Origin of the sequence: Protofrankia sp. Cas4 (assembly GCF_963555915.1) — a bacterium.
GTDB lineage: Bacteria > Actinomycetota > Actinomycetes > Frankiales > Frankiaceae > Protofrankia.
Window position 1 is genome coordinate 15,810 of the sequence record NZ_CAUVXL010000238.1, and the last position, 25,524, is coordinate 41,333.

Consider the following 25,524-nt stretch of genomic DNA (forward strand, 5'->3'; position numbering starts at 1 on the left):
CGCCCGTCATGGGCATACGTCAATGCGGGCGGTGGTGCCACCACACCGCCCACTGCCATCAGTAGTCTTATTCGGCCGGTTATCAGGCTTTTCCCTGATAAGAACTCTCGGTAAATCGGACTAATAGTACTGACGACTACCGCGAAGCTCGCAGAATGTGACGGAATCGCGGAATGTGACGGAATCGCCTTTGGCGCGCTAAACCAGCCGTAGCTGGTGGCCCTGGCTCACTCGGCGCGGGCGGGTACCCACCGGACCCGAACGACGCTGGAGCAGTGGCTCACCGAGGACGTCGAGAAACGGTGACGGCCGTGTCGGCGCGACCGCCCCGCCCCGGCGACGGTGGGCCGGATGCGTGAGCACGAGCTGCCCCCGCGCCCGGGTCATGCCGACGAACAGCAGTCGGCGCTCCTCACTGTCCCCGTCGTCGTCCCCGGCACCGGGATCCTGTGCATCGGGATCCTGCGCATCGGTGACCGTTGGCGATGAGGAACCTGCCCAGCGCAACGGAAGCAGACCATCCTCGCATCCGATAATGATCACAAGGCCGAATTCCAGGCCTTTGGACGCGTGCAACGTCAGCAGCGATATCCGGTCCGCGCGCGGATCAAGAGTGTCAACCTCCGCGCCGAGTGCGATCTCGGACCGGAACCGCTCCAGATCCTCCCCGCACTCGGTGGCAAGCGGGGTCAGGATGTCGAGCGCATAGCGGATCTCAACCTCATCATCGCTCATCGACTGAGCTGCGGTCCGCAACCGTGCGAGGACGGATCGCCGCTGCGAGACGTCACCGGTGTGCTCATCGAGGAGCGCCAGCAGGCGCCCGACACCCGGGGCGTCGGCAAACCGGTTATGAGAACGTTGCTGGAAGGGAAAACCATGCCGGTCCAGCGCATCCATCACCGGCCGGGCCTGGCGAGCCGTGCGGTAGAGCACCGCGATGTCGGCGAAGGACAACCTGGCCTCGCCGGTCGCGTCCACACCGAGGTCAAGGGCGTGGAAGGACGTGCCTCCCAGCGCCTGTTCGATGGTGCTCACCACGACCGCGGCCTCCTCGGCCTCGCTCGCGGCCCGGTGCAGCAGCGGTCGGGGGCTCTGCGGGTGCTGCCCGACCGCTGTGAGCGTTCGGCCGGGAACGAGCGTCGCCGGTTCGATCAGGCGGACGGCGGCGTCCACGATGGCCGCCGTGGAGCGGTAGTTGCGGGTGAGCGATACCACCTGGGCGTCGGGGAAGTCGTCCCGAAAACGCAGGAAGAAGCCCACATCGGCGCCACGGAAGGAGTAAATGGCCTGGTCCGGGTCGCCGATCGCACACAGGTTCGCATCAACCGCTCCATCAACCGGCCCGTCAGCAACCCCCTCAACAGCCCCGTCAACCGACCCCTCAGCCGTGCTCGCACCGGCACGGCGTCCTGTCAACATCGTCAACAGGACGTACTGCAGCTCGTCGACATCCTGGTACTCGTCGACCCAGACGTGACGCCACCGCGCCCGGAAGGACTCGGCCAGGTCCGGATGTTCCCGCATGGCGATCACCGGCAGCGCGAGGAGGTCGTCGAGGTCCACCAGACCACGTGCGCGCAGGGCCTCGTCGTACCGCTGAGCCAGACCGGCCAGCTCATGCCCGGCCAGCTCATGCCCGGCCGTCGCACCGGCGAGCGCGTGTGCCCGTCGGAAGCCGGCCAGCTCGCGCCGGACCCGTTCCAGGTTGCGCGCACCGGTGACCGTCCCGGCCAGCGCGTCCCGCAGGATGTCTGCGCGGGTCGCTTCGTCCGCCACCCGGACGTGCGCGCCGAGGCCGAACAGGTCGTGGCACTCCCGGACGATCCGCAGGCCCAGACCGTGGAAGGTCGTAGCGAGGATGCGGGGCGCCGCCGCGCCGACGAGGGCGTCGAGCCGCTCCCGCAGCTCGGTCGCGGCCCGCCGGGTGAAGGTCACGGCCAGGCATTGTTCGGCCGGCACCCCCTGCTCCCGGACCCGGTGCGCGACCGAATGGACCAACGTCCGGGTCTTGCCGGTACCGGGTCCGGCAATGATCAGCAGTGGCCCCTGGGTGACCGCCGCCGCCACGCGCTGTTCGGCGTCGAGTCCGGCCAGAATCGACGTGCCAATCGGGCTGGTCGGACTACTCGTCACCGCGCCCGTGTCGGGCGGGCCGCAAACCGCCGCAGCCGCAGCCGTGTCTGCAGCCGTGTCTGCCGCCGGTACAACCGAGGGCGCCAGCGCGCTGCGCCCACGGCGGGCGCCTCCCCGTCCGATCCGGGTGCCGGCGGCTGATGAACCCCCGGCTGATGAACCCCCGGCGGCTGAACGCACGGCGGCCGACCCCCCGACGGCTTGGCCCGACGCGGACCTGCCCGCCCCGGTGGCGCCCGCTGCGGGAGCCAGGTCGAACAGCGTGCCCACATTCGAGGTGAGCTCCAACGGGTCGAACAGCCGGATGACCCCGTACTCGCCGTCATAGCCGGCGTCACGGATCACCTCCTCCCGCCGCAACCGTCGGATCGCCTCGACCAGTGCGGACGAACCGACCGCACCGATCGCGTCGAGCGGGACCTCGCCGAGGATTGCCAGCTCCGGGCCGAGCCGGGCGGTGAGCGTTGTGACCTGCGCGGCCACCGCCTTGCTCTTCGGCCCGACCCCGAGGATCTCGCCGACGACCTCGGGCAGGGCAACCAGTGACCGCACCTCTCCCGCGGTCGACGGGCGGTGTCCCTCGTCTCGGTCGGCGAGCGCCTCCACCCGGTGCAGCACACCGACCGTCAGTGGGCGCCCGCACTCGGGGCAGCGACCGTCGGCCTCCCGGGTCTGGCTCGGCTCGTATCGGACCCCGCATTTGCGGTGACCGTCAAGGTGGTACTTGCCCTCTTCGGGAAAGAACTCGATGGTGCCGGCGAAGCCGTCCCCGTCGCGCAGCGCCGCACGCATCGCAAAGTAGTCGACGTCGCAGGTGAACGCGGTCGCCTCCCGGCCGAGCATGGGCGGGGAATGCGCGTCGGAATTGCTGACCAGACGGAACCGGTCGAGTCCGGACAACCGCCAGAACATCGGTGGATCCGCCGACAGGCCCGTTTCCAACGCAAAGATGTTGTCCGCGAGGTCGAGATAGCAGTCCTCGATCGCGTCGAAACCGGATTTCGACCCGAGGACGGCGAACCAGGGAGTCCACACGTGGGCCGGCACCAGGTAACAGCCCTCCCCCGCACCGAGGGTGATCTCCAGCAGATCACGGGAGTCCAACCCCAGGATGGGACGCCCGTCCGCGGCGAGATTACCGATCTTCCCAAGACTCGCGGTGATCCGCCCGACGGCGTCGGTGTCCGGAGCGTAGAGGAGATGGTGAACCTTGCGGGTCTTGTCCCCCCGCTTGTAGATCGTGGAAATCTCCGTGGACAGCATGAACCGGGTTGCCGTCCGGCACAACGCGGGCAGCGTCCGCATGACGTCAGCCTCAAGGTCGGGGCGAAGCCGGAACAGGCCCGGTTCGGCCGGCACGAGCTTGGTGGCGATCTCCTGCGACCAGGCGGGGTGGGTGAAGTCACCGGTGCCGACCACTGCGATGCCCTTGCGCGCCGCCCACCAGGCCAGATGCTCCAGGTCGCAGTCCCGGCTGCATGCTCTGGAGTACTTGGAGTGGATGTGCAGGTCCGCAAGAAACCGTGAGTTCACAGACACGTATGTTGTCGTACCCCTGCGCCCGCACCTGCGGGTACCCCCACCCCACGTCGCCGACGGTCGGGTCGCAGGCTCCCTGCGCTTGGGCCTCCGGGCGCGCGAGAACAACCACGATCGCGCACCCTTTGGCCTGCCAGGCTCCCTGCGGTCAACCCCAGATCGCGCAGATGGGCACCGCAAGGATCTTCGAGTCAAGGGGGTAGACCGCGGGACCCGTGTGCAGGACCGCGCCGGCCACGAACCGGTCGCCGAGTTCGTCGCGCAACCAGCACAGGTGCGCGGCGTCGTGACGGCTGGGAGCCGAACTGGCTTTGATCTCGATCCCGAGAACCTTGCCGGCATCCAACTCCACGAGGAGGTCCACTTCCTGGCGTCCACCCTGGGTTCGCAGGTGATAGAAGCGGTGGCGCCGCACGGAAAGAGCAGCCTCCGGACGTAGCTGCGCGAGGACGAAATTATCGATCATGCGACCGAGAAGGTCTCCATCAGACAGGACCGTCCGCGTCGAAAGACCGATAGAGCTCCCGACGAGACCGCTCTCGACGATGTAGATTTTCGGTGTTTTAACAAGTCGGGAAAGCCGGTTGGTGCTCCACGCCGGAACCCGCTCGAGGACAAAGAGGCTCGTCAACAGACTGTCGTAGGATGCCGCCGTTCTGGCGTTGACCCCGGCCGCTTCGTAAAGACTTTTTCCAGACGGCATTCCGGCCGTATTGAGCGCAATCGCCTCGAAATATCGGCGTAGTTTCTCCGGCTCGCGCGGTGCCTGCTCGAAAGTAGCCACGTCCCGAGTCAGCAGCTGTTCAAGATAACCCTCAAGCCAGGTTCGGCGGCTGTCTTCCGCATAGTCTCGAAAAACGAGGTCAGGAAAGCCGCCCCGCAGGGCAAGGTCAATATATCCGGCCAGGTCGGGGACGGAGGAAGGAAGAGCGATCTCCTCCGGATCCCCCGTCGCGATGCGGTCAAGAAAGGCCGGGCGGGTGTGGTCAACAGCGCCCAATACCTCACGTTCAGTGAATCCGTACATCGGGATGCGCACGAGACGCCCCGTACCCGGCCACATCTGCTGTTCAAGGTCACCCCGGACGCTCCCGGTGAGTACGAAACGACCAGGCCTGCTGTTGGCGTCGACCGCACGTTTCACCGCGCCGAGTACCTGCGGTACTTCCTGCCACTCGTCGATGAGCGCTGGTTCGTCCAGCTTTCGCAACGCCGCGTCGGGATCCGCGCGAAAGGCGACGGCATGTGCCGGCCGATCCAGGCTGACCATGTCCCGGCATATCTGGCGAGCGGTGGTCGTCTTTCCCGCCGCCCGCGGTCCGTTCACGAGCACGGCCGGAAAGTCCTGCACGAGTTCGCGCAACCTGCGGTCGGCGAGACGCGGACGGTAGATCCGTTGATCAACCATGCCGACCTCCGCACGCTGCTGGCGATCCGTCGGTGACACCGACCTCAAGATCGCCTGATGCAATCCTCAACCACCCGCTGGTACCAACTCTACGCACGTTCTAGTACCAACTCCAACCGAGGCGCGACGCGGGGCGCCTCCTGGGCCTTGATCCGCGCGATCGAAGATCCACCGGACAGGCCCTAACTGCGTGGGAATGCGTCGCCCGGGCCGTAGCGGACCCCGGTGCCGCCGTGGGCATCGCCGATCTTGCACAGGACACCACGGCGGCGCAGGTCGGCGAGCATGTCCCGAGCGCCGAACATGGTCACGTCGAACATCCGCTGCAGCGTGCGGTTGGTGACGTACCCGTACTCACGGACATGTTCGAGCACCTTCTCGTCCGTCTGCGCGGGGCCCTGACGGTGGTAACGAACAGCGCGCCCGAGCCCGGCGAGCGCGGCGGGGCGTAGCCGGTAGGTGGGCAACGGCCGGCCCGCCGTTCGCCTGGTCGTTTCGACCAGTTCCAAGGTGACCATGCGGGCCAGCACCTCCTGGCTTTCCGGCGCCGGGCGCTGCACCACCCGAGCCAGGGTAACCGCGTCCACCGACTGGCGGGTCCGCAGGTAGGACAGGGTCAGCAGGATTTCGACGTCCCGACCCGCCTGGGCGGGCAGAGTTGAGACGTAACCGACGAAGGCGTCGTCGCCTATGCCACCACGGACCACGGCACGGACCGAGGTACCGAGATCGGTAAACGTCGGCGGCTCTTTGCCCACCCGCAACAGCTCACGAAATGCGCGATCGACTCCTTGACCGGTGCGTTCGGCAAGCCGGAGCATTGAAAAGACCTCGGTAAGCAGCCGATTACGAGGCGTCGAAGGATAGCTGAGAACATTATCCGGCGTGATCCCGGGAAGAAATCCCCCGGGGTTTGTCACAATGAGCGCCTCCGGGGAATGCTCCACATCCACCGTGCCGTGGGTCTCATACGACCGGTGGAGGAAGGCGTTGACGACCAGCTCACGCACGGCGTTCTGCGGATAGTCGACGAGTTGCAGTTGGATGCCGCCGGAGATGTTGAGCGGGCGGAACGCGGCATGCGCTTCGACCAGGCCGAGCATGCGCTCGATACCCGCAAGGACCGGCTGCTCCTCCCGAACCCGGCTGGTCGCTTCCGAGCCGCTCGACGGCCGGTACTGAAAGGAATAACCATGTCCGGGTAGCAGTTGCCGCAGCGCATCCTGCCGGCCGAGTAGCAACAGGCCGGCATAGGTCAGCTCTCCGGCGGGGGTCAGCAATCGCAGAGCGGTCAGCACCCGCAGGTCATCCTGCCCAGCAAGATCGCCCTTGTCCACGGCCACGAGATAATCGCGCAACCGTCCGAGTTCGAGGTGAGACAGCGCGTCGATACCATGGTAGCCACACGGCTGCGTGGACCAGTCGAGTTGACCTCTAGCGACGAGGAGATCCCGCACAGTCTCAGGCTAGTCGATCTGAGGCCCATCTGAAGCCTGCTGGTGCCTGACTGAGAAGCCGTCACGATTGGACATCAATCAGTTGTTCCTCAGTTGTCATGCGCCAGGCCCGGCTGGAGGGATAACTCGGTGCAACTCGGTACCACCAGCACGCTTCGGTACGACACGGCCAGCCCTCTCGCTTCACATAACTGTGACTGACAGTAATCTCCATCAGATGCCTCGGACTCGCGAACGCTTGAGCGCGACACGTTCCGTGCTGCTGGTCGTCTCCCTGGTGACATGGCTGATCGCCGCGCTCTCGACCACGGCGGCCGCCGCTCCCGATCCCATACCGGCACCGGCACCGGCACTGCGGCCAGCCAGCCCGAACCTCCTCGGTGGTCCGGTGCTGGCGAGCGCCGGCGTGGTGGTCGGTTCGCGAGCCTCTTCCCCGCCCCCCGACACCACCGCCGCAAGTTGGCTCATCGCCGACGCCGACAGCGGCGCCGTCCTCGCGGCCCGGGACGCCCACGGTCCCCACCTGCCGGCGAGCACGCTCAAGATCCTAACTGCGCTCGCCGTGCTGCCGCGGCTGTCGCCTGCTCAGGAGGTGACGATCAGTACTGCGGCCGCGTCGGTTGACGGAACGCGGGTGGGTCTCGTCCCCGGCATGACCTACACGGTCGCGGAACTCGCCACAGCAATGATCGTCGCCAGCGGTAACGACGCGGCCGTAGCACTCGCCGAAGCCGCCGGTGGGGCTGACGCCACGGTCGTGCTGATGAACCGGACCGCGGCCGAACTGAACGCACGCGACACAACGGCAGGGGATCCAAGTGGCCTGGACGCACCCGGGCAGACGACATCAGCATACGATCTTGCATTGCTGGGCCGGGCCGCGCTCGCCAATCCCATCGTCCGCAGGTTCCTGACCATCCCACGGGCGACCGTCCGCGGCCGGGACGGCAAGTCGTTCGAGATCCAGAACCACAATGACCTGCTCGCCTCGTATCCGGGAACGATCGGCGTCAAGAACGGATACACCGCCGCGGCGGGCGCCACCTACATCGGCGCGGTCCGGCGCGGCGGCCACACTCTCATCCTCACGATGCTGCGGGCAGCCCCGGCATATGCCAAGGAGGCCCGGCCGCTGCTCGACTGGGGATTCGCGAACGTCGACACAATCGCTCCGGTCGGACACCTTGTCGTCAAGAGCGACGAAACGCGCGGCCTCGCGATGGCTCCGGACGGATCAACCGTGGACGGTCTGCGACCGCTGGCCACCGCCGATGCTGGTACGGGAACCGGAGGCCGGCATGACACCGGCACGCACGATTATGCTCGAAGGCAGTCACAACGGCGAGATATCGGCGACCACGGGATAGGACCAGCCACCTGGATCGCTATCGCGATCACACTGATATTCGGACTTTTCACTCTACGTAGGCGACTTTCGCGTCGGCACCTTTTCCCGAACAGCGACGCGTTCTCGAACATTGACGCACTGCCCGGTATGGCAGCCCGACCGCCCGTTCCCACAGCACACCTCCTGCGCTCGGGAAACGTCTCCACATCCCGCGTGCGGCTTGTGCCTCATCGACGAGGTGGCGGCGAGGACGGCACCCCTACACCCGGGCTACGTGTCGGGACCGGCGGTGGCCCGTCATCAGCTGCCTCCCCGGCTGGAACGTCGGCACCGGCTGGAACGTCGGCACCGGCTGGCACGTCGGCACCGGCTGGCACAGCGGTACCCGACGGTGGTACATCGGACGAGTAGGGCGCGGTCACCGTCCACGCCGCTACCAGCAACGTCCAACGCATCATGATATTGATCCAGATCAACAATCCGACAATCACCGCGAACGTCCCGTAGACGGGGTTTCTCGTGGTCATGCCGACCAGCGCGGTCGCGAGAACCTTGAGCACCTCCACCCCGATCGCGCCGAACAGCGCGCCCGCCAGCGCACGGCGATGGTCGGTGATCCGCGGGAGCCAGACAAACAGGCAGCGGAAGAGTGCCACGTCCAGGGCCAGCGCGACGACGACAGCGAGTATCGAGGTCAGCGCCGTCGCCGCAGTGCTGCCAGCGAGCCCGATCCAGTGCAGAAACGTCCCCGAGACCGACGTGGCAACGCTGGTCACCGCAATCGACGCGAAGCTGATGAGACCGAGCCCGGCAAGGACGCCGATGTCCTTCACTCGGCGGATCACGACGTTTCCGACCTCCACGTCCTGATGCCACATGATTCTGATCGCGTCCCGCAGCGCGTCGATCCATGCCAGCCCGGCCAGCAGCAGACCGACCAGGCCGATCAGGCCGACACCGACCTTCGCGTTGCCGATACTGGCGATGTCCAGCTTGTCCGCAAGCCCCGGTAGATAACTGTTGATCTGCTTGGTCAGCTCCTGCCGAACATCCGGATAGGCGTCAACCACGAAACCTGCGATCGAGAAGGCGAGTGCGACCAACGGGAAGAACGAGAGGAAGGCAAAGTACGTCGCGGCAGCTGAAAGTCGGTCGCCGCCGTCCTCGGTGTACCGGTGGTAGGCGCGCAGCACATGGTCGATGAAGGGCCGCCGACGGCGCACGGCACCGGCTGCACCGGATGCCTTCCGCGCTCCGGAACGGAGCGCACTGATCGGGTTGTCCACCGGACCTAACTACCCATCAAGGACGTCCCTGTCACGGCCGATTCCACCCCGCGGCCGCCGGCCATCCGTCCGTTTTCACCAGATTCCATACTCTACCGGGCCGCGGTCTATCCGGGCCGCGATCTATCCGGGCCGCGGGCGGCTCCCCAAGCCACGGAGACGGGTCCGTCGGCACCGCCGGCGAGGGCCCCGAGGCCGTCGCCGGCGGTGCCTGCCCACACCAGAGAACCAGAAAACGCCTATCCGCCCAGCTCGGCTTCGCCACCAACCGGCGGATTGAGAGGAGCTTGCGAAGCGCCCGCGAACGCAGCCTGCTGAGCCAGTTCCCAATCCTTGGGGAACTCAATCGCTACGCGCCCCAGAGTGCCGCCGTCGGTCGTCGGGAAGCAGACCCCGGACATGTACGCGGACTCGTCGCAGGCCAGGAAGAGCGCGGCGTAGGCGTTGTCGAGCAGGTTCGGGGGACGCCGCAGCTTCAGGGGCATCGGAGCGTAGTCCGGGTTCCAGGGACCGGCCACCTCTTCGTAGGACCTGCCGAGCACCTCAGCGTCCGGCGGGAGCCCGAAATTCACGGACATACCGTGGGTCGGGCAGATCGCGTTGACCCGTATGCCGTAGCCGCCGAGGTCGAACGCGGCGCCCCGGACGAGCGCGTTCACCCCGCCCTTGCTCGCGGTGTAGATCGTGAACCTCGGGTACGCCGCCAGCGACGACGCCGACGATGTGACCACGATCGTCCCACCGCCCTGTGTCTTCATCGCCCTGGCCGCGTACTTGATGGAGAAGAAGACTCCCTTGAGATTGGTATCGTGGACGTGCGTCCAGCTCTCCTCGGTGGTGTCCTCGAGCGCGACAGTGCCCTGGCCCGGCACCGTGACCCCGGCATTGGCGAACATGACGTCGAGGCGGCCGAAATGCTCGACGGCGGTGGCGACTGCAGCGGCGACCTCACTTTCCACCGTGACGTCGGTTCGGCACGCCAACGCCCGACCGCCGCGCTCACCGATCAGGCTCGCGACGTCCTTTGCCCGTTGTTCGATGATGTCGGTGACGACGACCGTGGCGCCTTCACGAGAGAACAGCAGAGCGCTCTCCCGTCCTAACCCGGACCCGGCGCCGGTGATGACGACGACCTTGTCTTCAAGCCTCACCTGTACTCCTCGTCAAAAGTGGAAGCAGTCTTTCGGATAGCGAGATCGCGCGCTCGGGACACGCCTCCGTCCCATCGCGTGCCTACTGCTCAAGAGCCGTAGGCACGCAGCGTTCCCAATTTGGCAGTAGCCGGAATCGTCGCGCCCGTAGACGTCCGACCCGTAGGCGTTGCAGCAAGCCGTGTCCGAGGCACAGCGAAGGATCAACCTGCACATCGATCATGCCCTGGCCTCGCTCTCAGCCGAAGTACTGCTCCCGCCGTGGGGATGTCGCACACATCACAGTGAACAAATGATCATCTAGTGTCAAGATATCGTTGCTATCTAATTTGATCGGTGGACGTCGGCCCCGGCGGATGGGCCGTCGTCGGTCATCATGGTTGAGTGACCCAGGACTCCCGGTCCCGACGCAGCTCGGCGACTGTCCGCTCGCTGGTCCTGGGCGCCGCTCGGGAGCTCTTCGACGAGCACGGCTACGAACACGTCACCACCCGGGAGATAGCCGCCCGTGCCGGCGTGACCCAGGCGCTGGTGTTCCGACATTTCGGCACAAAGGCCAACCTCTTCGTCGAGGCTGTCTACCGGCCGTTCTACGACTTCGTGGCCGAGTACGTGCGGCAATGGATCGAGCACGGGCACGGCGCCAGGAGCGCCGAGCAGACCACCCGGGACTTCGTCGGGGGCCTCTACCTTCTGCTCATCGATAACCACAAACTGTTGCTGGCGCTACCCGGAGGGCCGAGCGGAGGTTCACCCGAACTTCGCACCCGCGCCGGCGCCTTTCTCCAGGAGGTCTTCGACAAGCTGGAACGGGAGATCGAGGCCGAAGTGGCCGTGCTCGACGCCCCCGTGGTCGACGTGGCGCTGTCCGTTCGGTTCACCGTAGCGCTCGTCTACGGCGCCACCGTGTTGGACGACATGCTGTTTCCCGCCGGCCGACAGCACCCGACCAGAGCGCGCCTGGTCGAGGAAATGGCCGGGTTCGTGATTCGCGGCTCCGGCTCCGACTCCGACTCCGGCTCCGGCTCCGACTCCGACTCCGACTCCGAGGGCCAACCAACCACGCCGATCATGCCAATCGAGCCGATCATGTCAACCGAGCCGTCGACTCCCCGTCGCCGGCACCAATGACCGCGACCACGTCGTCGGACAGCTTCGGCCAGACATCAGCGGCCCAGGAACCGAATTCACGGTCGGTCAGGCCCACACACGCGCCATCCAGCGCCGGATCAACCCAGAGAAAAGTCCCACTCCGGCCGAAATGACCAAAAGTTTCAGGTGAATTTGCGTTCCCCGTCCAGTGCGGGTGTTTCCGCCCGCGGATCTCGAAGCCGAGCCCCCAGTCGTTCGGATTCTGCACACCGAACCCGGGCAGTACCCCGGCGGCACCGGGAAAAGCCACCGATGTCGCCGCCGTGAATGTCTGCGCAGCGAGCAACCGCGGCGCCAGCAGCTCACCGGCAAAACGAAGGAGATCAGCCAGGGTCGATGACACCGCGTAGGCCGGCGAGCCCGCCAGCTCGGAGGCCATCATGCCCAGCGGCCCGAACACGGCCTCGGCAAGGTAGTCACCGAAAGCAATTCCGGATGCCTTTTCCACCGTCTCGCCGAGCACGTCGAAGCCGGTGTTCGAATACACCCGCCGTGCTCCGGGCCGGGTCACCACCCGGGTGCCGGAAAAGCCCAGGCCCGACGTGTGGGCGAGGAGATGGGCCACGGTCGAACCCGGGGGACCGGCCGGATCGTCCAAACCGATGGCACCCTCCTCCACCGCGATCAGCGTGGCATAGGCGGCGAGAAGCTTCGACACCGACGCCAACCGGAAGGACCTGTCCACGGCACCAACCGACCCACGCACCGTGACGGCGCCGCTGCCGTCGTGCACCAACACGGCAACGGCCGCGTTCTCGACTGGCCAGGAATCCACCTGCATGAGGGCATCCACGTGCCGAACTTTACGAACCCGGCCGGCCGGGCGCTCCTCGGGCTGGCTGAGAGACTGGGCGGATGTGGCAACACCGACACCTCCCGATGCCATGACCACACCCGAACCCGGCGTCCCGTCGGCAACGGCCCGTGCGGCCGGTAGCGCCAGTGCCGCCGATCCGTGCGCTCCGGTCGGGTTGTCCAAGGTCGTGGACCTCCTCATCCTCGGCGCCGGACCAGCGGGCTGCGCCGCGGCGCTACGTGCACTGCAGCTTCGTCCAGATGCCCGGGTCGTGCTGGTGGACGCCGCGGACTTCCCCCGGGACAAAGCGTGCGGCGACGGCATCGCCCCGCACGGCCTGGACGTCCTGCGCGCCCTCGGCGTGTCCGATGCCGTGGCCGGCTACCTGTCGGTGGACCGGATGCGGCTGCGGACCCCCGGCGGCGCGGAGGTGGCCACCCCGTGCCGACGGGCGAACCACGTGGTACCCCGCACGGTCTTTGACGCGCGACTGGTCTCCGCCGCCCGCGCCCGGGGCGCCGTGCTGCTACGCCGACGCGCGCGGTCCGTCGTAGCCGGCGGCAGCGTGGACGAGCCGGTGGTGGTCGTCAACGATGACCTGCGAGCGCGGGTCGTGGTCGGCGCCGACGGTGCGAATTCGACCACCCGGCGTGCCCTGGGCATCGGGCCGAACCCGCCGGAGGCACTGGCCATCGCGGTCCGGGGGTATGCAGACGCGCCACATACCGGCGGCCCGCCCGAACAGCTCATCGAGATGACCGACGAGGGCTGGCCGGCGTATGCCTGGTCATTTCCGATCGGTGATGGCCGCGCCAACATCGGCTACGGGATGTTGCGATCGAAGCTCGCTGCGCTGCACGGCGATGCTGCCGGTCGCACGGTCCTGCACGGCACTCTGGCCCGGATGCTGCCCGACCAACCAGCGCATCCGGGGACGCTGCGCGCCCACCATCTGCCCCTGTCGACGTGGCGACCCCGGCAGCCCGATGGTCCGGTCCTGCTCGCCGGGGATGCCGCATCACTGATCAATCCGCTGACCGGCGAGGGGATCTACTACGCGCTGCTGTCCGGGTCACTGGCTGGTGAGGCCGCTGTGACCGCTGCACCGGCCCGAGCCGGCGCGGCTTATCGCAAAGCGCTTGATCGGGAACTCGGCCGGCATCTGCGGCACACCGCCCTGTTGGCCGGGCTTGCCGGCCGGCATCGAACCCTCATGGACTCAGCCGTCCGTGCAGCCCGCCACCGCACCGAACTGTACGACAACCTGGTCGAGATCGGTCTTGGGCGGGGAACCATCCCGACCGCCTCCGTAGCGCGCCTTGCTCTGCGAAAGCTGGCCCTGCCCGGATAGCGCAGCCGCCGGACCTGCCGAATCGGTTGTACCGATCCGGCAGGAATCCCGGCGGTCCCCAACGGTATTCCCAACAGGGTTCCTGACAAGACAGCCCAGCAGGATTACAGGCTTGCCACATCCGCCTGCTTGACTCGGACGGCCTCCGCGGCGGTGACGAGCGCCGCCTTCTCCGCTGCGGACAGGTCTATTTCCACGACCTTCTTCACGCCCCCGCGACCTATCTGGGCGGGCACACCCAGATAGACGCCGGAAATGCCGAACTCGCCATTCACCCAGGCGCATACCGGCATGACCGCGCCGGAGTCCTGCGCCACGGCCTTCACCATCCGGGCGGCGGCTGCGGACGGCGCATAATAGGCCGACCCGGTCTTGAGGAGCGCGACCACCTCGGCACCGCCGTTGCGGGTCCGGGTGACCAGCTCATCGATCGTGTCGGCGGGCAGCAACTCCGTGAGCGGCTTGCCGTCCACCGTGCACTGGGACGGCACCGGCACCATGGTGTCACCGTGCGAGCCCAGGGTGAGGGTCTGTACGGACTTCACCGGTACGCCCAGCTCCACCGCGACGAAATTGGTGAAGCGTGCGGTGTCGAGCATCCCGGCCTGACCGATGACCCGGCTCCGGGGGAACCCGAGAACGTTGGCGGCGAGCGCGGTCATCTCGTCCAGCGGGTTGGAAACCACCACGACGACGGCGTCAGGCGACGATTTCGCGATGTTCTCCGACACCTGCCGGACAATCTTCGCGTTGACCTCGATGAGGTCCATCCTGCTCATACCGGGCTTGCGGGGCAGGCCGGCGGTGATGACCACGACGTCCGAACCCTCGGTGTCGTCGTAGTCGTTCGTTCCAATCACCGTAGTCTCGAAACCCTCGACCGGGCGCGACTGGTTCAGGTCGAGGGCGATTCCCTGCGGTTTGCCCTCGATGATGTCCGTCAGCACGACCGTGTCGAAAATGTCGTACTCGGCGAGGCGCTGCGCGGTCGTTGAGCCATAGAAACCGGCCCCGACCACAGTCACCTTCCCAGCCATCGGCTGTCAGCTCCCCAACTTCTCGATGATGGCGCCGACGTATTCCGCCGTCCCACCGCGGTGGTATCCGTACGGGTCGGCTTCAGATCGTATGTGACACTACGCTCTCCTGGATGCCCGAGCAGGCTGCCCGAGCAGGCTGCCCGGCGGGCCTGGCCGGCGGGCCTGGCCGGGCCGTCGCTCACGAGCCCCCGGCCGGCACCGCAAGCGTCACGACAATGATTGTTATTCCGAGCAGTGCGAGCGTGGTGACATCGAACACCCTTCCTCGCGCCACGAGTAACCCGACCCGCCGGGTCGGCAGCAACAGCCGCGCCAGTGCGCCGGCAAGCAGCGCCGCACCGAGCCCGACCAGGCCCCGCCGCCAGTGGCTCGAGGCGACGACCACGAGGGCGACACCGACGACACCGAGCACGCTGGCGAAGACCGGCTCCCGTCTCGGCCACGACCACCATCGCGGCGCGGACCGACGGTGCCGCAGGTTCATGGCAGCGCCGCTGCGACACCGCGCAGGACATCCGCGGTCATCGTCAAGGCGTCGGCCGGGGTGAACGTCCCCCTGCGCGTGAGTTCCCCGCGCAGGTCCGAACCCATAGCGCCCCAGACGATCAAGGTGTCGAGCGCATAGTTGCTTCCGAGCAGCTCGGGCACGTCCCTCCCCCTGGAGGCGTCCGACGATCATATGTCGAACAGGTAGGTCATCTCACCACACGACCACACGAAGCCCGCATGCGGCATGCCGGTTCGCCACCCATGCACGGCCGCGCGGGACCACATCCTGAATCGATCTTCCACAGAACGCACAACAGACCCAAGCTGTCCGCCTGACCTGGTGCGATGCACCTGGAAAGAGTTGCCGGTCAGGCCCGAAAGCGGTCTGCCCGCACCGCGTAAATCGCACGGGACGGCCGCATCGTCACGATCGCCGCACCGGATTCACAACCGTAACTACCCCCCGAGTGCAGACGTCGTGCCCGACTAGGGCAGAATTCCGCCGCGAGTCCCCGGAGTGGGAGGGAGTGGGTCGTGGCAGACGAAACGCCACACAGCAAGAAACTGCAGGAACTGATGTTCCGGGCTTGGGAGACCTTCGGAGATGCCCGACATCTCGACAGCGATGACCGGGTGTTCGTCCAGGCTCTCGCGCGGCAGACGGCAGACAGGATCTCGGTCCTGTATGGCGCCAGCTGGCGGGAGGCGCTGGACTGGGTTGCGCAGCGTTATGTACCCAACGACGACGCACCCGGAGGCTCCATCCCGGCGTCATCAAACGGCACCACAGCAAGCGCGCGACGAGGAGCGGTGGCGGCGGTGGAGTCCACCGGCACCTCCATCTCGTGAAACGTTGGTGCCGTTCGGCCGGACACCGATGGTCCGAACGGCACCAACGACGAACACAGGCACCCCGAACCGATTACCGCGGTGTGGTCGGGCTTCGTCAGTTTCGGGCGCCGTTTCCGGTGACGGGCGGAATGCCGTCAGGATGCACACTGCTGTCAGTGCGCGAAGTGGCGGACGCCGGTGAAGTAGAGCGTAATCCCCGCTTCCCGCGCAGTGGCTATCACCTGTTCGTCACGCACGGATCCACCCGGTTCGACAACCGCGCGGATGCCGGCGTCGACGAGCACCTGCAGCCCGTCCGGGAAAGGGAAGTACGCATCGCTTGCAGCCACGGCGCCCGTCACCCGCTCACCGCCGCGGGCTACCGCGAGCATCGCGGCATCCACTCGATTCACCTGTCCCATTCCCACGCCGATCGTTGCGCCGCCCAGGGCTATCAGAATCGCGTTCGACTTGACTGAACGGACAGCCTTCCACGCAAATGCAAGATCATCTATGGTTGCCTCGTCGGCAGGCGCGCCCGCTTCCAGCGTCCAACCGGCAGGGTCGTCACCAGCCGCGTCCAGCACGTCACGGGACTGCACCAGCAACCCGCCGGAGATCTGACGCATCTCAACACCGTGCGGATCCGACGACAGCGGGCATTCCAGCAGGCGGATCGAGGGCTTACCGGACAGGATCTCCGCGGCGCCGTCGGCATAGCCGGGTGCCACGACGACCTCGGTGAATATCTCCGCGATCTGCTCAGCCAAGGCGACGCTGACCGGTCGGTTTGTCGCGATGACCCCGCCGAAGGCCGACACGGGATCACATGCGTGCGCCTTGCGATGAGCCTCGGCGACATCACCCCCGATCGCCAGGCCGCAGGGATTCGCGTGCTTGACAATGGCCACGCATGGCTCGTGGAAGTCGCTCGCAGCGCGCCGGGCCGCCTCGGCATCAGTATAATTATTGAACGACATTGGCTTGCCGTGCAGTTGGCGGGCGCCCGCGAGCCCGGAAGCGCCGTCATCCGCCACGTACAACGCGGCCCGCTGGTGGGGGTTCTCGCCGTAGCGCAGGACCTCCTCCCGTCGCCATACCGCGGCGACCGTTTCCGGCCAGCCCGACTCGCGTGCGATCTCATCAGGCGCGAGGACACCAGCGAACCACGACGCAACCGCGACGTCATATGCGGCGGTGTGCGCGAAGGCGCGCGCGGCAAGGCGACGCCGCGCATCGAGCTCGAAGCCACCGGCCCGGATCGCGGCGATGAGCTCCGGGTAGTCCGCCGGCGAGACGACAACGGCCACGGACGGATGGTTCTTCGCCGCGGCCCGAATCATCGCCGGTCCGCCGATGTCGATCTGTTCGACCGCCTCGTCCTCGGACGCGCCGCCGGCGACCGTCTCCCGGAAGGGATAGAGGTTCGACACGACGAGGTCGAAAGGCTCGATGTCGAGTTCCGCGAGCGCCTTGGCGTGCTCCACATTGCGTAGATCCGCGAGCAGGCCGGCGTGCACCCGTGGATGCAGGGTCTTCACCCGGCCGCCGAGCACCTCGGGGAAACCGGTGAGAGTGCTCACCGGCGTCACGGCCAGACCGTGGCGGGCGAGCACCTGCGCAGTGGACCCGGTGGAGATGACCTCCACACCGGCGTCGGTGAACGCGGCCACAAGTTCCGGCAGGCCGGCCTTGTCGTAGACGCTGACCAGCGCACGGTGGATGGGACGGCGGCCGGTGGCGACCAGCTCGCCGACAGCGGAGGTCTGCTGACTCTGTGCGGACGTCATGTCCCCTCCTCCGACCGGACGATCCGGCCGATCGTCTCCACGTACAGAACGCGTTCCACCGCCTGGATGCGTGCACGCAGAGTTTCTTCCGTATCGGACTCCGCCAACGCCACCGCCGCCTGCGCAAGAATCGGCCCGGTATCGACGCCCTCGTCAACCCAGTGCACCGTCACTCCGCTGACCTTCACCCCGTGCGCAAGCGCGTCGGCTACGGCGTGCGCCCCCGGAAACGCGGGCAAGAGAGACGGATGGGTGTTCACCGTCCGAAACCGCGCAATGACCTGCCTGTCCAGGATCTTCATGTAGCCGGCGAGTACCAACAGATCGGGAGCGTACACGGCGATCTTCTTCGCGGTTGCCGCGTTGAAGGCCTCCCTGTCCACGGCGTCCTCCAGGCGAACGACGAACCAGGCAACACCAGCTGCGGCCGCCCGCTCCTGCGCTCCGGTGCCGTACCGGTCGGTGCCCACAGCAACGACTTCGGCACCAAAAGATGGATCTTTACATGCGTCCAGCACGGCCTGCAGGGTGGTACCCACCCCGGAGGCGAGAACAACCAGTCGTGCGGGCACGGAACTCTCCGGTACGACGGGTAGGCGGCGGCTCGCCGGTGGACGCATGACCGTTCTGACTGTACTGACGTCGGCCGGCCTGCGCGCATCCACCAAGTGCCTGGTCACCGGACGGCTTCGGCGGCTGCGCAGCCGCCCGCGCGGGGTGCGGGAATGACCGGCGTCGGCGCATCCGGGCCTGGCTCGGCCCGGTCAACGCAGCCGCCCGCGTCGGCTTCGTGCTCAACACCCGGCCCGCCCCCACGACGACTCCCGCAGTCGTGGCAATCACCGCTGACGCCCATGGAAACGGCCGCACAACCCGGCTGACCCGAGAGGTCGTCGCTACCCGCGTCGCGCCGGCCGAAGTCCTCCCCGTCAAGAAGGTCACCGGGTCGGCAGAGGTACAGCTCGGCGAGCCGCGTGAGCGTCCGGGTCGACGGTGCCCGCCCACCACGGCCAGGCCAGACCTCCCAGTAGGAAAAGGATTTTCCCGTCTTCGGCGGGCCCTCTCCGGACCACCGCACGTTCCACCGGCGGGCCGCCTCCTCCTGCGTCCAGCCGTGTGCGAACCGGAAGGCGACCCGCGCATTGAGGTGATAGCGACGCTGCCACTCCAGGGCGATGCCTCGATAGGACCAGCCGAGTGCCCGCAGGCGCCCCGATTCGGCCCGCAGCCCGGCGACACTGACAGCCATGGCGACCTCCCCGTAGTCGAACTGATGTTCGTACCATAGCGAAGAGGTCGGACATTTCCTGATGCCACAGACCTTGGCCGGGTGCACGCCGCAACCCCTTATGATGTCTGTTGTCGCGACTGGGAGGACCTGCCATGGTGATGCCGGAAGACCCGCGGCAGGCGCCGTGACCAGCGGCGCCTCGAGATCGGCCGACGATCCGCACACCAACGGTGATCGTTCGGGTGGGTCACACAACAGTCTTGGCCGGCTGTCCCTGGCTTTCGGCCTGCTCGGCGTCGCGACCTGCTGGATCGGAATCGGCGGCCTGGCCGGAATCGCCGCTGTGATCCTCGGCGTTCTCGGTCGTTCCCGCGCACGGCGGATGCACGGTGTAGGCGGCGGCATCGCAACAGCCGGATTGGCGTTGGGCGTGCTGTCCGCCCTCATCGCGCTGCTGCTTGTCGGCGGCAGCTGGACCTTCTACGAACAACACGGCGACGACCTGCGCCGTTATCAGGACTGTCGGAAGGACCCGAACCAGGACCCGGCCGTCTGCCGGCAACGCTTCAACGACGTGATCGAAGGTTCGTCCGGCTCCAGCCGGTGAGAGACCCGGCCACGAACAGCAGCCTCTGCGCAGGTCGCAAGCACCGCCGCCAGGCCCACCTCGGCCGTTGCGGCGAGACCGACCTGGATTCCCGGCGGGCCGAACGAAGCCAGCTCGCCCGTACCGAGCGACCCGCCGGAGGCCGCCGCGAGCCCCGCCATGGCGATCCCACACAGCACCGATGCCAGGCTGACCCGCGCCAGGCATACCGGTAGCGGGCGCGCTCCGCCGTCCCGTCGCACCATCCGGGCGGCAATGCAGCCGGCGGTGACGGGTGCCAGCGCGAACGCGAGCCAGACCGGGATGGACGCCCCGGTCGTCGGCAGGCCGGCGAACATGGGCAGTTCCGGGACGGCGCTGAGGTGAACTCCGAAGGGCCGGACGAACCCGTGCACGCCTGTGGCGAAGCCGGGTCCCAACGCGTAGGCGGCCGCCCACACGACGACATTGGGCAGCAGGGCCACGTGGATGAGGAGCACGCCGGTACCTCCGACCTGGCCAGGAGCCAGACGCTGCGCACTGCCAGCAATCTTCAGGATGTTCACGGCGAGGACGCCGACGGTGATCATCGCACCCGCCGCGATGATCACACCGACGGCGGCGCCGGCCGCGCTGAGCGTCGTGCGCACTACCGCGGGAACCCTCGCTGTCACGCCTGGGCGCCACTGGTCACAGGTGGCGACAAGGGCACCTGCCCACGCACCGGTCAGACTCATCGCAAGGGCGCCCAGGAGCGCCGACGGTATCGACGGATGCGCGGCGGAGTCATCCGCGGCGAGGGCGGTCAAGAGGGCAAAGATCGCGTAAAACGCGACCACCATGGCCACGGGCCGGCCGACCGACGACCGACGCGGCGTCGCCAGCCGGGCACCGCGGCCTCTGGTGGCGGCCAGGACATCGCGCCACCGGGGTACCTCCCCGGATGGCGACCGGCCTCGGACAAGTCTGTGCCCAGCTAGCGCGGTCAGCGCGATCGGCAGCAGGGCAAGGCCGAACGGCACCAGAAAAAGATCACCGTCGGGCGTCGCAAGCCGTGTGCCATGGGCCATCAGCCACACGTCGGCTGCCACCCGCAACGCCGCGCCGCTCCCTGCCCGCGTCCGCTGGTCCGATACCCAGAACAGGACGACCACGATCTCGGTCAGGGCGAGGCCGGCGATCGGCGGCGTGGCCGCCGTCACAAGATCGCCACGAGCCGCTCGGACCGCCGTAAGGACCCGGCTGGCGCCGGTCCGGAGCATGCCGGTCCGGAGCAGTGCCGTCCGCGGAGAGGTGACACGACGGGACGCGGCACGCAGACGGACACCCGGCGACCGGGATTGGCCGCGCGGGAACGAATTGGCCATCTTTCGACGCTCGCACGCAAACGACGCAGTCCGCCGCCCAACACGCCGCAACAACGTCCGCGAATCTGAAACAGTCTCTGCAACCGGCGCTTGGCGATCGGCGCTTGGCAACCGGCGCTTGACGACCGGCGCTACTGGTCCCGCTGTCCGTAGGGCGGCTGTCCGAAATCGCCCTGCGGTGGCTGGCCATATGGCGATTCGCCCTGCGGCGGCTGGCCGTACGGCGACTGCGCATAACCACCCTGCGGAGGCTGGCCGTACGGGCTCTGTTGCCCGTACCCACTGTGCGGCGGTTGCCCATAGGCACCAGGCTCGCCATACCCACCGGGTATCGGACGACCCGAGGCGTCGTACCGAGCGCCGGGGCCGGGGGGGAACTGAGGGCGACCGCGAGAGCCCTGCCCTGGCAGGGTGTACCCGCTCGCGAGAACGCTGAGAACCGCGCAGACCGTGATCGCCATGGACGCTATGAGTCCGAGCCACAACCCCGCGGCACGGTTGAGGTTCTCAATACCAAGCAGCATCTTGAGCATGATCATGATCATGCCGAACCCCGCGAGCCCTGCGATGATCAGAACCCAGTCGGCACCCACGGCCGGCAGCTGAACGCGGGTGAAGGTCCGCACCACTACCAGACCGGTCACGAGCAGCCCGAGCTCCACGCCACCGTAGGCGAAGAACCCCACTCCCCACGCGTTCTCCCCGAACCTGCCGACCGAGAACCAGTCGAATAACGAGGCGACGAACAGGACGGCACCGGCGATGAGAACGCCAAGATCGTTATTAGGTACGTCACGACCGGCGAGACGTGGCACGGAATGACCCCACTTCATGCGATCAACGGTGACCTGATGGACCTATCCCCACCACGTTAGCCGTTGCACCCCAGAACGCTACTCTTAGAGCGCGAACGACATAACCGGGTGTGGCCCGCCGCCGACGCGACAGACCACACCCGGTTACGGGGTTTCAGAACGAACGCATGACGTCAGCCATCAGACGGGCAGTCTCCGAAGGAGTTTTGCCCACCCGCACGCCTGCCTTCTCCAGAGCTTCCTTCTTGGCCTGAGCCGTACCGGACGATCCGGACACAATAGCCCCTGCGTGCCCCATCGTCTTGCCCTCCGGCGCGGTGAAGCCCGCGACGTACCCGACGACCGGTTTGGTGATATGGGCCTCGATGTACGCGGCGGCGCGTTCCTCGGCGTCACCACCGATCTCACCGATCATCACGATCGCGTCGGTGTCGTCGTCGGCCTGGAACGCGTCGAGTGCGTCGATGTGGGTGGTGCCGATGACGGGGTCACCACCGATACCGACGGCGGTGGAGAAGCCGAAGTCCCGCAGCTCGTACATCATCTGGTAGGTCAACGTACCGCTCTTGCTGACCAGACCGATGCGACCAGGCGGGGTGATGTCCGCCGGGATGATGCCGGCGTTCGACTTGCCCGGACTGATGATGCCCGGACAGTTCGGACCGATGATCCGGGTCGTGTTGCCCTTGGACTGCGCGTACGCCCAGAAATCGGTGGTGTCATGCACCGGAACGCCTTCGGTGATGACCACGACGAGCGGGATGCCCGCGTCGATCGCCTCGATCACGGCGGCCTTGGTCCCCGCCGGCGGGACGTAGACCACGGAGACGTCCGCACCGGTCTTCTCGATCGTCTCGGCCACGGTCGCGAAAACCGGGACACCCTCGACCTCGGTGCCCGCCTTCTTGGGGTTGGTACCACCGACGATCAACGACCCCGCCCGCAGCATCCGGGCGGTGTGCTTGCGTCCTTCGGAGCCGGTGATGCCCTGAACCAGGATCTTGGACGTCTCGTCCAGCCAGATTGCCATTGTCGGAAGCCTCTTCCCGTCCGCTCAGGCCGCAGCCGCGGCGAGCTGGGCGGCGAGCTTCGCCGCACCGTCCATGGTGTCCACCGGCCTGACCACGTCGAGGTTCGCCTCGGTGAGGATGCGCCGGCCCTCGTCCGCGTTGTTGCCGTCCAGCCTCACAACCAGCGGCGTGGTGACGTCGCCGACGATCTCGAGGGCCTGCACGATACCGTTCGCGACCGCGTCGCAGGCGGTGATCCCACCGAAGATGTTCACGAAAACGCTCTTGACCGCGGGGTCGGAGAGAATGATCGACAAACCGTCCGCCATCACCTGCGCGGACGCGCCGCCGCCGATGTCGAGGAAGTTGGCGGGCCGCTGGCCACCGAACTCCTCACCGGCGTAGGTCACGACGTCCAGGGTGGACATGACCAGGCCGGCACCGTTACCGATGATCCCGACCTGGCCGGACAGCTTGACGTAGTTGAGGTTCTTCTCCTTGGCCCGCTGCTCAAGGGGGTCCACCGCCGCGACATCGACGAAGTCGGCGTGGTCCGGGTGCCGGAAGGACGCGTTCTCGTCCAGACTGACCTTGCCGTCCAGGGCCAACACGCGGCCGTCGGCGGTCAGGATCAGCGGGTTGACCTCCACCAGCGTGGCGTCGGACCGGACGAAGACGTCCCACAGCTTCACCAGGAGTTCGGTGGCGCCGTCGAGGGCTGCCTGCGGCAGCTTCGCCGCGACCGCGATCTGGCGGGCGACGGTCGCATCTACCCCGGTCAGCGGATCGATCGGGATGCGGGCAAGCGCGTCAGGCTTGGTCGCGGCAACTTCCTCGATCTCCATCCCACCCTCGCGGGAGCACATGGCGAGGAAGGTCCGATTCGCCCGGTCGAGCAGGAAGGAGGCGTAGTACTCCTCGGCGATGTCGCTCGCCTGCTCCACCAGTACCGAGTGGACAGTATGACCCTTGATGTCCATCCCGAGGATGGCGGCGGCCTTGGTGGTGGCGTCTGCCGGCCCGTCAGCGACCTTCACTCCGCCGGCCTTACCCCGGCCGCCGGCCTTGACCTGCGCTTTGACGACGACCCGCCCACCAAGATCGGTGGCGATGGCGCGCGCCTCGTCGGGGGTGGTGGCGACCTTGCCGGATGGCACAGGGACGCCGTGATCGGCGAACAACTTCTTCGCCTGATATTCGAAGAGATCCACAGTCCGTCCAGTCGGATACGAGATCGGTGGTCAGGATCGAACGTTGAAGGTTCACAGAGACGAGAACCGTCCCAAGCCTACTGACGTGTCCGTCGCGGCAGCCGCGCTGGCTGCCGCGACGGACAGTCACGTATGTCCGGGACAGCACCATCATCACCCGCACCGGCCGTCGGGCGCCGCACTTTGTGGCAGCCGACACCGCGATCACACCGAACGCGCGTCCCCGATCGGGACGATCGCAAATTTTGCCCCGGACCATCCCGGTAACGGACGTGGCGCCGCCGCTGCCCCACCCGCGGATGCCCCCACCCGCGGATGCACCGACCGGACACGGGCCCGGTGCCACCGGTCCCAAAGCCACCGGTCCCGATACTACGGCGAAGGCGCTGCCACCTCCGTCCAGTCAGATCACGCTGAAGATCACAGCTGGGAGCGCACGGCGGGCGCGTGCTCCGCCATCCCGACCGGGGCCGGGACTCATCCGGCCGGCACACACGGCCGGCACACAGAAAGGTGGCCAAAGCCCGGCTGCAATCCGGATCGGTCAGAGTGCGTGAACCGCTGCCACTCGCGAACGGATCCAGTCGACGATTTGACCCGTCGTCGCCCCCGGCGTGAATATCTCGGCGACCCCGAGCGCCTTCAGCTCGGGAATGTCCGCATCCGGGATGATTCCGCCACCGGTCACCACGATGTCGGTGGCGCCGCGTTCCCGCAGCAGCTCCATCAGCCGCGCAAACAGGGTCATATGTGCGCCTGAGAGCACCGAGAGCCCAATGCAGTCGGCGTCCTCCTGAATGGCGGTCTCCACGATCTGTTCGGGCGTCTGATGCAAGCCGGTGTAGATGACCTCCATACCCGCATCCCGCAACGCACGCGCGATCACCTTGGCACCACGATCATGGCCGTCGAGACCCGGCTTGGCAACCACTACCCGGATCCGCTCACCGTTTCCGCTCACGCCGCCTCCTTGCGATCCGTGACATCGACTTCCGTGACAGGGTGCTTAGAGCGACGCCCGGCCGGCTCGCCGGCTCGCCGGCTGGATCGCCGTATGCACCCATCAACATCCGGGAGACAGACCCTAGCGGCGCACGCCCGGACAAGCACGCTGTTGCCGGTCTGACCGCCACGGCCCGCACCAGGAGCCCGACCCGCACCGCGAGCACGGCCTACGAGCAGCACGGCCTGCGAGGTCAACCCGGTGATCGGGGCCGGCACGGTGATCGGGGCCGGCCCGGTCATCCGGTCACGTCTGGCGGAGAAACAGTCGACAGCCATCACGTCCGTTTGTACTCTCGGTCACAGTGGACGTCCTAGTGATCCACAATGCGTCCGGCGGCACGAGGGGTCACGAGGAGTGTGGTCAGCAGATCTTTTCGCGATCCGCCAACCACCAATGATCACACTGTTCCGGTTGGCCGGTTCTTCCGACGGCTATCCACGCACGGACGGGAGACGGGTAATCGGAAAACGTCAACTGGGCCGGACCGACATGGCGGTAGCCAGGATCGCCAGATCCTTCGGCAC

Annotated in this window: 21 protein-coding genes and 1 pseudogene; 5 read left to right on the top strand and 17 right to left on the bottom strand. The window is 67.1% G+C overall.

Going from position 1 to position 25,524, the window contains the following annotated elements; translation table 11 throughout:
• Positions 1-198 precede the first annotated feature (198 nt).
• The 3 genes from U9979_RS21315 to U9979_RS21325 all read right to left on the bottom strand — a co-directional run bounded on the left by U9979_RS21315 (position 199) and on the right by U9979_RS21325 (position 6,540).
• Positions 199-3,669, bottom strand: a complete 3,471-nt coding sequence (locus tag U9979_RS21315) for a UvrD-helicase domain-containing protein (RefSeq protein ID WP_322780763.1) — start codon at positions 3,667-3,669, stop codon at positions 199-201.
• A gap of 154 nt (positions 3,670-3,823) precedes the next feature.
• Positions 3,824-5,083: an ATP-binding protein gene (locus U9979_RS21320; RefSeq protein WP_322752443.1), complete on the bottom strand. Its 1,260-nt coding sequence runs from the start codon at positions 5,081-5,083 to the stop codon at positions 3,824-3,826.
• A gap of 182 nt (positions 5,084-5,265) precedes the next feature.
• Positions 5,266-6,540 (bottom strand): ATP-binding protein, encoded by a 1,275-nt coding sequence (locus tag U9979_RS21325; protein WP_322780752.1) that lies wholly within the window; start codon positions 6,538-6,540, stop codon positions 5,266-5,268.
• Positions 6,541-6,757: 217 nt separating this feature from the next.
• Here U9979_RS21325 and U9979_RS21330 point away from each other — a divergent pair.
• A pseudogene (locus U9979_RS21330) lies at positions 6,758-7,630 on the top strand (D-alanyl-D-alanine carboxypeptidase family protein); the annotation flags it as partial.
• A gap of 485 nt (positions 7,631-8,115) precedes the next feature.
• Here U9979_RS21330 and U9979_RS21335 read toward each other — a convergent pair.
• Positions 8,116-9,174, bottom strand: coding sequence for a YhjD/YihY/BrkB family envelope integrity protein (locus U9979_RS21335; protein WP_322780753.1), 1,059 nt, complete (start codon positions 9,172-9,174; stop codon positions 8,116-8,118).
• 239 nt (positions 9,175-9,413) lie between these two features.
• Positions 9,414-10,325 carry an SDR family NAD(P)-dependent oxidoreductase gene (locus tag U9979_RS21340; RefSeq protein WP_322780754.1) on the bottom strand — a complete coding sequence of 304 codons (912 nt, stop codon included), beginning with the start codon at positions 10,323-10,325 and terminating at the stop codon, positions 9,414-9,416.
• A gap of 384 nt (positions 10,326-10,709) precedes the next feature.
• Between U9979_RS21340 and U9979_RS21345 the strand changes: the two genes are divergently transcribed.
• The gene (locus U9979_RS21345; protein WP_322780755.1) at positions 10,710-11,456 is read left to right on the top strand and encodes a helix-turn-helix domain-containing protein; all 747 of its coding nucleotides are present in this window, start codon (positions 10,710-10,712) and stop codon (positions 11,454-11,456) included.
• Here the strand turns inward: U9979_RS21345 and U9979_RS21350 are convergent.
• A complete protein-coding gene (locus U9979_RS21350; protein WP_322747240.1) occupies positions 11,413-12,270 on the bottom strand; it encodes a serine hydrolase domain-containing protein in 858 nt (285 codons plus the stop codon). The genes U9979_RS21345 and U9979_RS21350 overlap by 44 nt on opposite strands.
• Positions 12,271-12,361: 91 nt before the next feature.
• Here U9979_RS21350 and U9979_RS21355 point away from each other — a divergent pair, with 91 nt between their 5' ends.
• Positions 12,362-13,624: a geranylgeranyl reductase family protein gene (locus U9979_RS21355; RefSeq protein WP_322780757.1), complete on the top strand. Its 1,263-nt coding sequence runs from the start codon at positions 12,362-12,364 to the stop codon at positions 13,622-13,624.
• 104 nt (positions 13,625-13,728) lie between these two features.
• Here U9979_RS21355 and mdh read toward each other — a convergent pair whose 3' ends face one another.
• The 3 genes from mdh to U9979_RS21370 all read right to left on the bottom strand — a co-directional run bounded on the left by mdh (position 13,729) and on the right by U9979_RS21370 (position 15,312).
• Positions 13,729-14,661: a malate dehydrogenase gene (mdh, locus tag U9979_RS21360; protein ID WP_322747223.1), complete on the bottom strand. Its 933-nt coding sequence runs from the start codon at positions 14,659-14,661 to the stop codon at positions 13,729-13,731.
• A 181-nt stretch (positions 14,662-14,842) separates the two neighbouring features.
• A complete protein-coding gene (locus U9979_RS21365) occupies positions 14,843-15,148 on the bottom strand; it encodes a DUF3017 domain-containing protein (protein ID WP_322747222.1) in 306 nt (101 codons plus the stop codon).
• On the bottom strand, positions 15,145-15,312 hold the full coding sequence (locus U9979_RS21370; protein WP_322780758.1) for a hypothetical protein: 168 nt from the start codon (positions 15,310-15,312) through the stop codon (positions 15,145-15,147). Before U9979_RS21370 ends, U9979_RS21365 begins: the two co-directional genes overlap by 4 nt.
• A 375-nt stretch (positions 15,313-15,687) precedes the next feature.
• On the opposite strand from U9979_RS21370, the gene U9979_RS21375 reads away from it, so the two are divergent.
• Positions 15,688-16,002 (top strand): hypothetical protein, encoded by a 315-nt coding sequence (locus U9979_RS21375; protein WP_322747220.1) that lies wholly within the window; start codon positions 15,688-15,690, stop codon positions 16,000-16,002.
• A gap of 155 nt (positions 16,003-16,157) precedes the next feature.
• Here the strand turns inward: U9979_RS21375 and purH are convergent, their stop codons facing one another.
• The 3 genes from purH to U9979_RS21390 all read right to left on the bottom strand — a co-directional run bounded on the left by purH (position 16,158) and on the right by U9979_RS21390 (position 19,023).
• Positions 16,158-17,774: a bifunctional phosphoribosylaminoimidazolecarboxamide formyltransferase/IMP cyclohydrolase gene (gene purH, locus U9979_RS21380; RefSeq protein WP_322747219.1), complete on the bottom strand. Its 1,617-nt coding sequence runs from the start codon at positions 17,772-17,774 to the stop codon at positions 16,158-16,160.
• Positions 17,771-18,346 carry a phosphoribosylglycinamide formyltransferase gene (purN, locus tag U9979_RS21385; protein ID WP_322747218.1) on the bottom strand — a complete coding sequence of 192 codons (576 nt, stop codon included), beginning with the start codon at positions 18,344-18,346 and terminating at the stop codon, positions 17,771-17,773. The genes purH and purN overlap by 4 nt, the downstream gene beginning before the upstream one ends.
• Positions 18,347-18,450: 104 nt before the next feature.
• Entirely contained in the window at positions 18,451-19,023 is a 573-nt protein-coding gene (locus U9979_RS21390; RefSeq protein WP_322780759.1) for a helix-turn-helix transcriptional regulator, read from the bottom strand.
• A 166-nt stretch (positions 19,024-19,189) separates the two neighbouring features.
• Between U9979_RS21390 and U9979_RS21395 the strand changes: the two genes are divergently transcribed.
• On the top strand, positions 19,190-19,612 hold the full coding sequence (locus U9979_RS21395) for a DUF4190 domain-containing protein (RefSeq protein WP_322780760.1): 423 nt from the start codon (positions 19,190-19,192) through the stop codon (positions 19,610-19,612).
• Here the strand turns inward: U9979_RS21395 and U9979_RS21400 are convergent.
• The 5 genes from U9979_RS21400 to U9979_RS21420 form a co-directional block, all read right to left on the bottom strand.
• A complete protein-coding gene (locus U9979_RS21400; protein WP_322780761.1) occupies positions 19,519-20,958 on the bottom strand; it encodes a DUF6350 family protein in 1,440 nt (479 codons plus the stop codon). The two genes, U9979_RS21395 and U9979_RS21400, sit on opposite strands and share 94 nt — an antisense overlap.
• 131 nt (positions 20,959-21,089) lie before the next feature.
• Positions 21,090-21,773, bottom strand: coding sequence for a hypothetical protein (locus tag U9979_RS21405; RefSeq protein ID WP_322780762.1), 684 nt, complete (start codon positions 21,771-21,773; stop codon positions 21,090-21,092).
• Positions 21,774-21,927: 154 nt separating this feature from the next.
• Complete coding sequence (sucD, locus tag U9979_RS21410; RefSeq protein ID WP_322747213.1) at positions 21,928-22,803, bottom strand: succinate--CoA ligase subunit alpha; 876 nt, start codon at positions 22,801-22,803, stop codon at positions 21,928-21,930.
• 24 nt (positions 22,804-22,827) lie between these two features.
• The gene (gene sucC, locus U9979_RS21415) at positions 22,828-23,994 is read right to left on the bottom strand and encodes an ADP-forming succinate--CoA ligase subunit beta (protein ID WP_322747212.1); all 1,167 of its coding nucleotides are present in this window, start codon (positions 23,992-23,994) and stop codon (positions 22,828-22,830) included.
• A gap of 544 nt (positions 23,995-24,538) precedes the next feature.
• Positions 24,539-24,955 (bottom strand): cobalamin B12-binding domain-containing protein, encoded by a 417-nt coding sequence (locus tag U9979_RS21420; RefSeq protein ID WP_322747211.1) that lies wholly within the window; start codon positions 24,953-24,955, stop codon positions 24,539-24,541.
• Positions 24,956-25,524: the final 569 nt, after the last annotated feature.

Coding starts and splice junctions, on each gene's coding strand:
- U9979_RS21320 (WP_322752443.1), bottom strand. CDS start 5,083: ATGGTTGATCAACGGATCTACCGTCCGCGTCTCGCCGACCGCAGGTTG.
- U9979_RS21355 (WP_322780757.1), top strand. CDS start 12,362: ATGACCACACCCGAACCCGGCGTCCCGTCGGCAACGGCCCGTGCGGCC.
- mdh (WP_322747223.1), bottom strand. CDS start 14,661: ATGGCTGGGAAGGTGACTGTGGTCGGGGCCGGTTTCTATGGCTCAACG.
- U9979_RS21365 (WP_322747222.1), bottom strand. CDS start 15,148: ATGAACCTGCGGCACCGTCGGTCCGCGCCGCGATGGTGGTCGTGGCCG.
- purH (WP_322747219.1), bottom strand. CDS start 17,774: ATGACGTCCGCACAGAGTCAGCAGACCTCCGCTGTCGGCGAGCTGGTC.
- U9979_RS21390 (WP_322780759.1), bottom strand. CDS start 19,023: ATGGCTGTCAGTGTCGCCGGGCTGCGGGCCGAATCGGGGCGCCTGCGG.
- U9979_RS21400 (WP_322780761.1), bottom strand. CDS start 20,958: ATGGCCAATTCGTTCCCGCGCGGCCAATCCCGGTCGCCGGGTGTCCGT.
- sucD (WP_322747213.1), bottom strand. CDS start 22,803: ATGGCAATCTGGCTGGACGAGACGTCCAAGATCCTGGTTCAGGGCATC.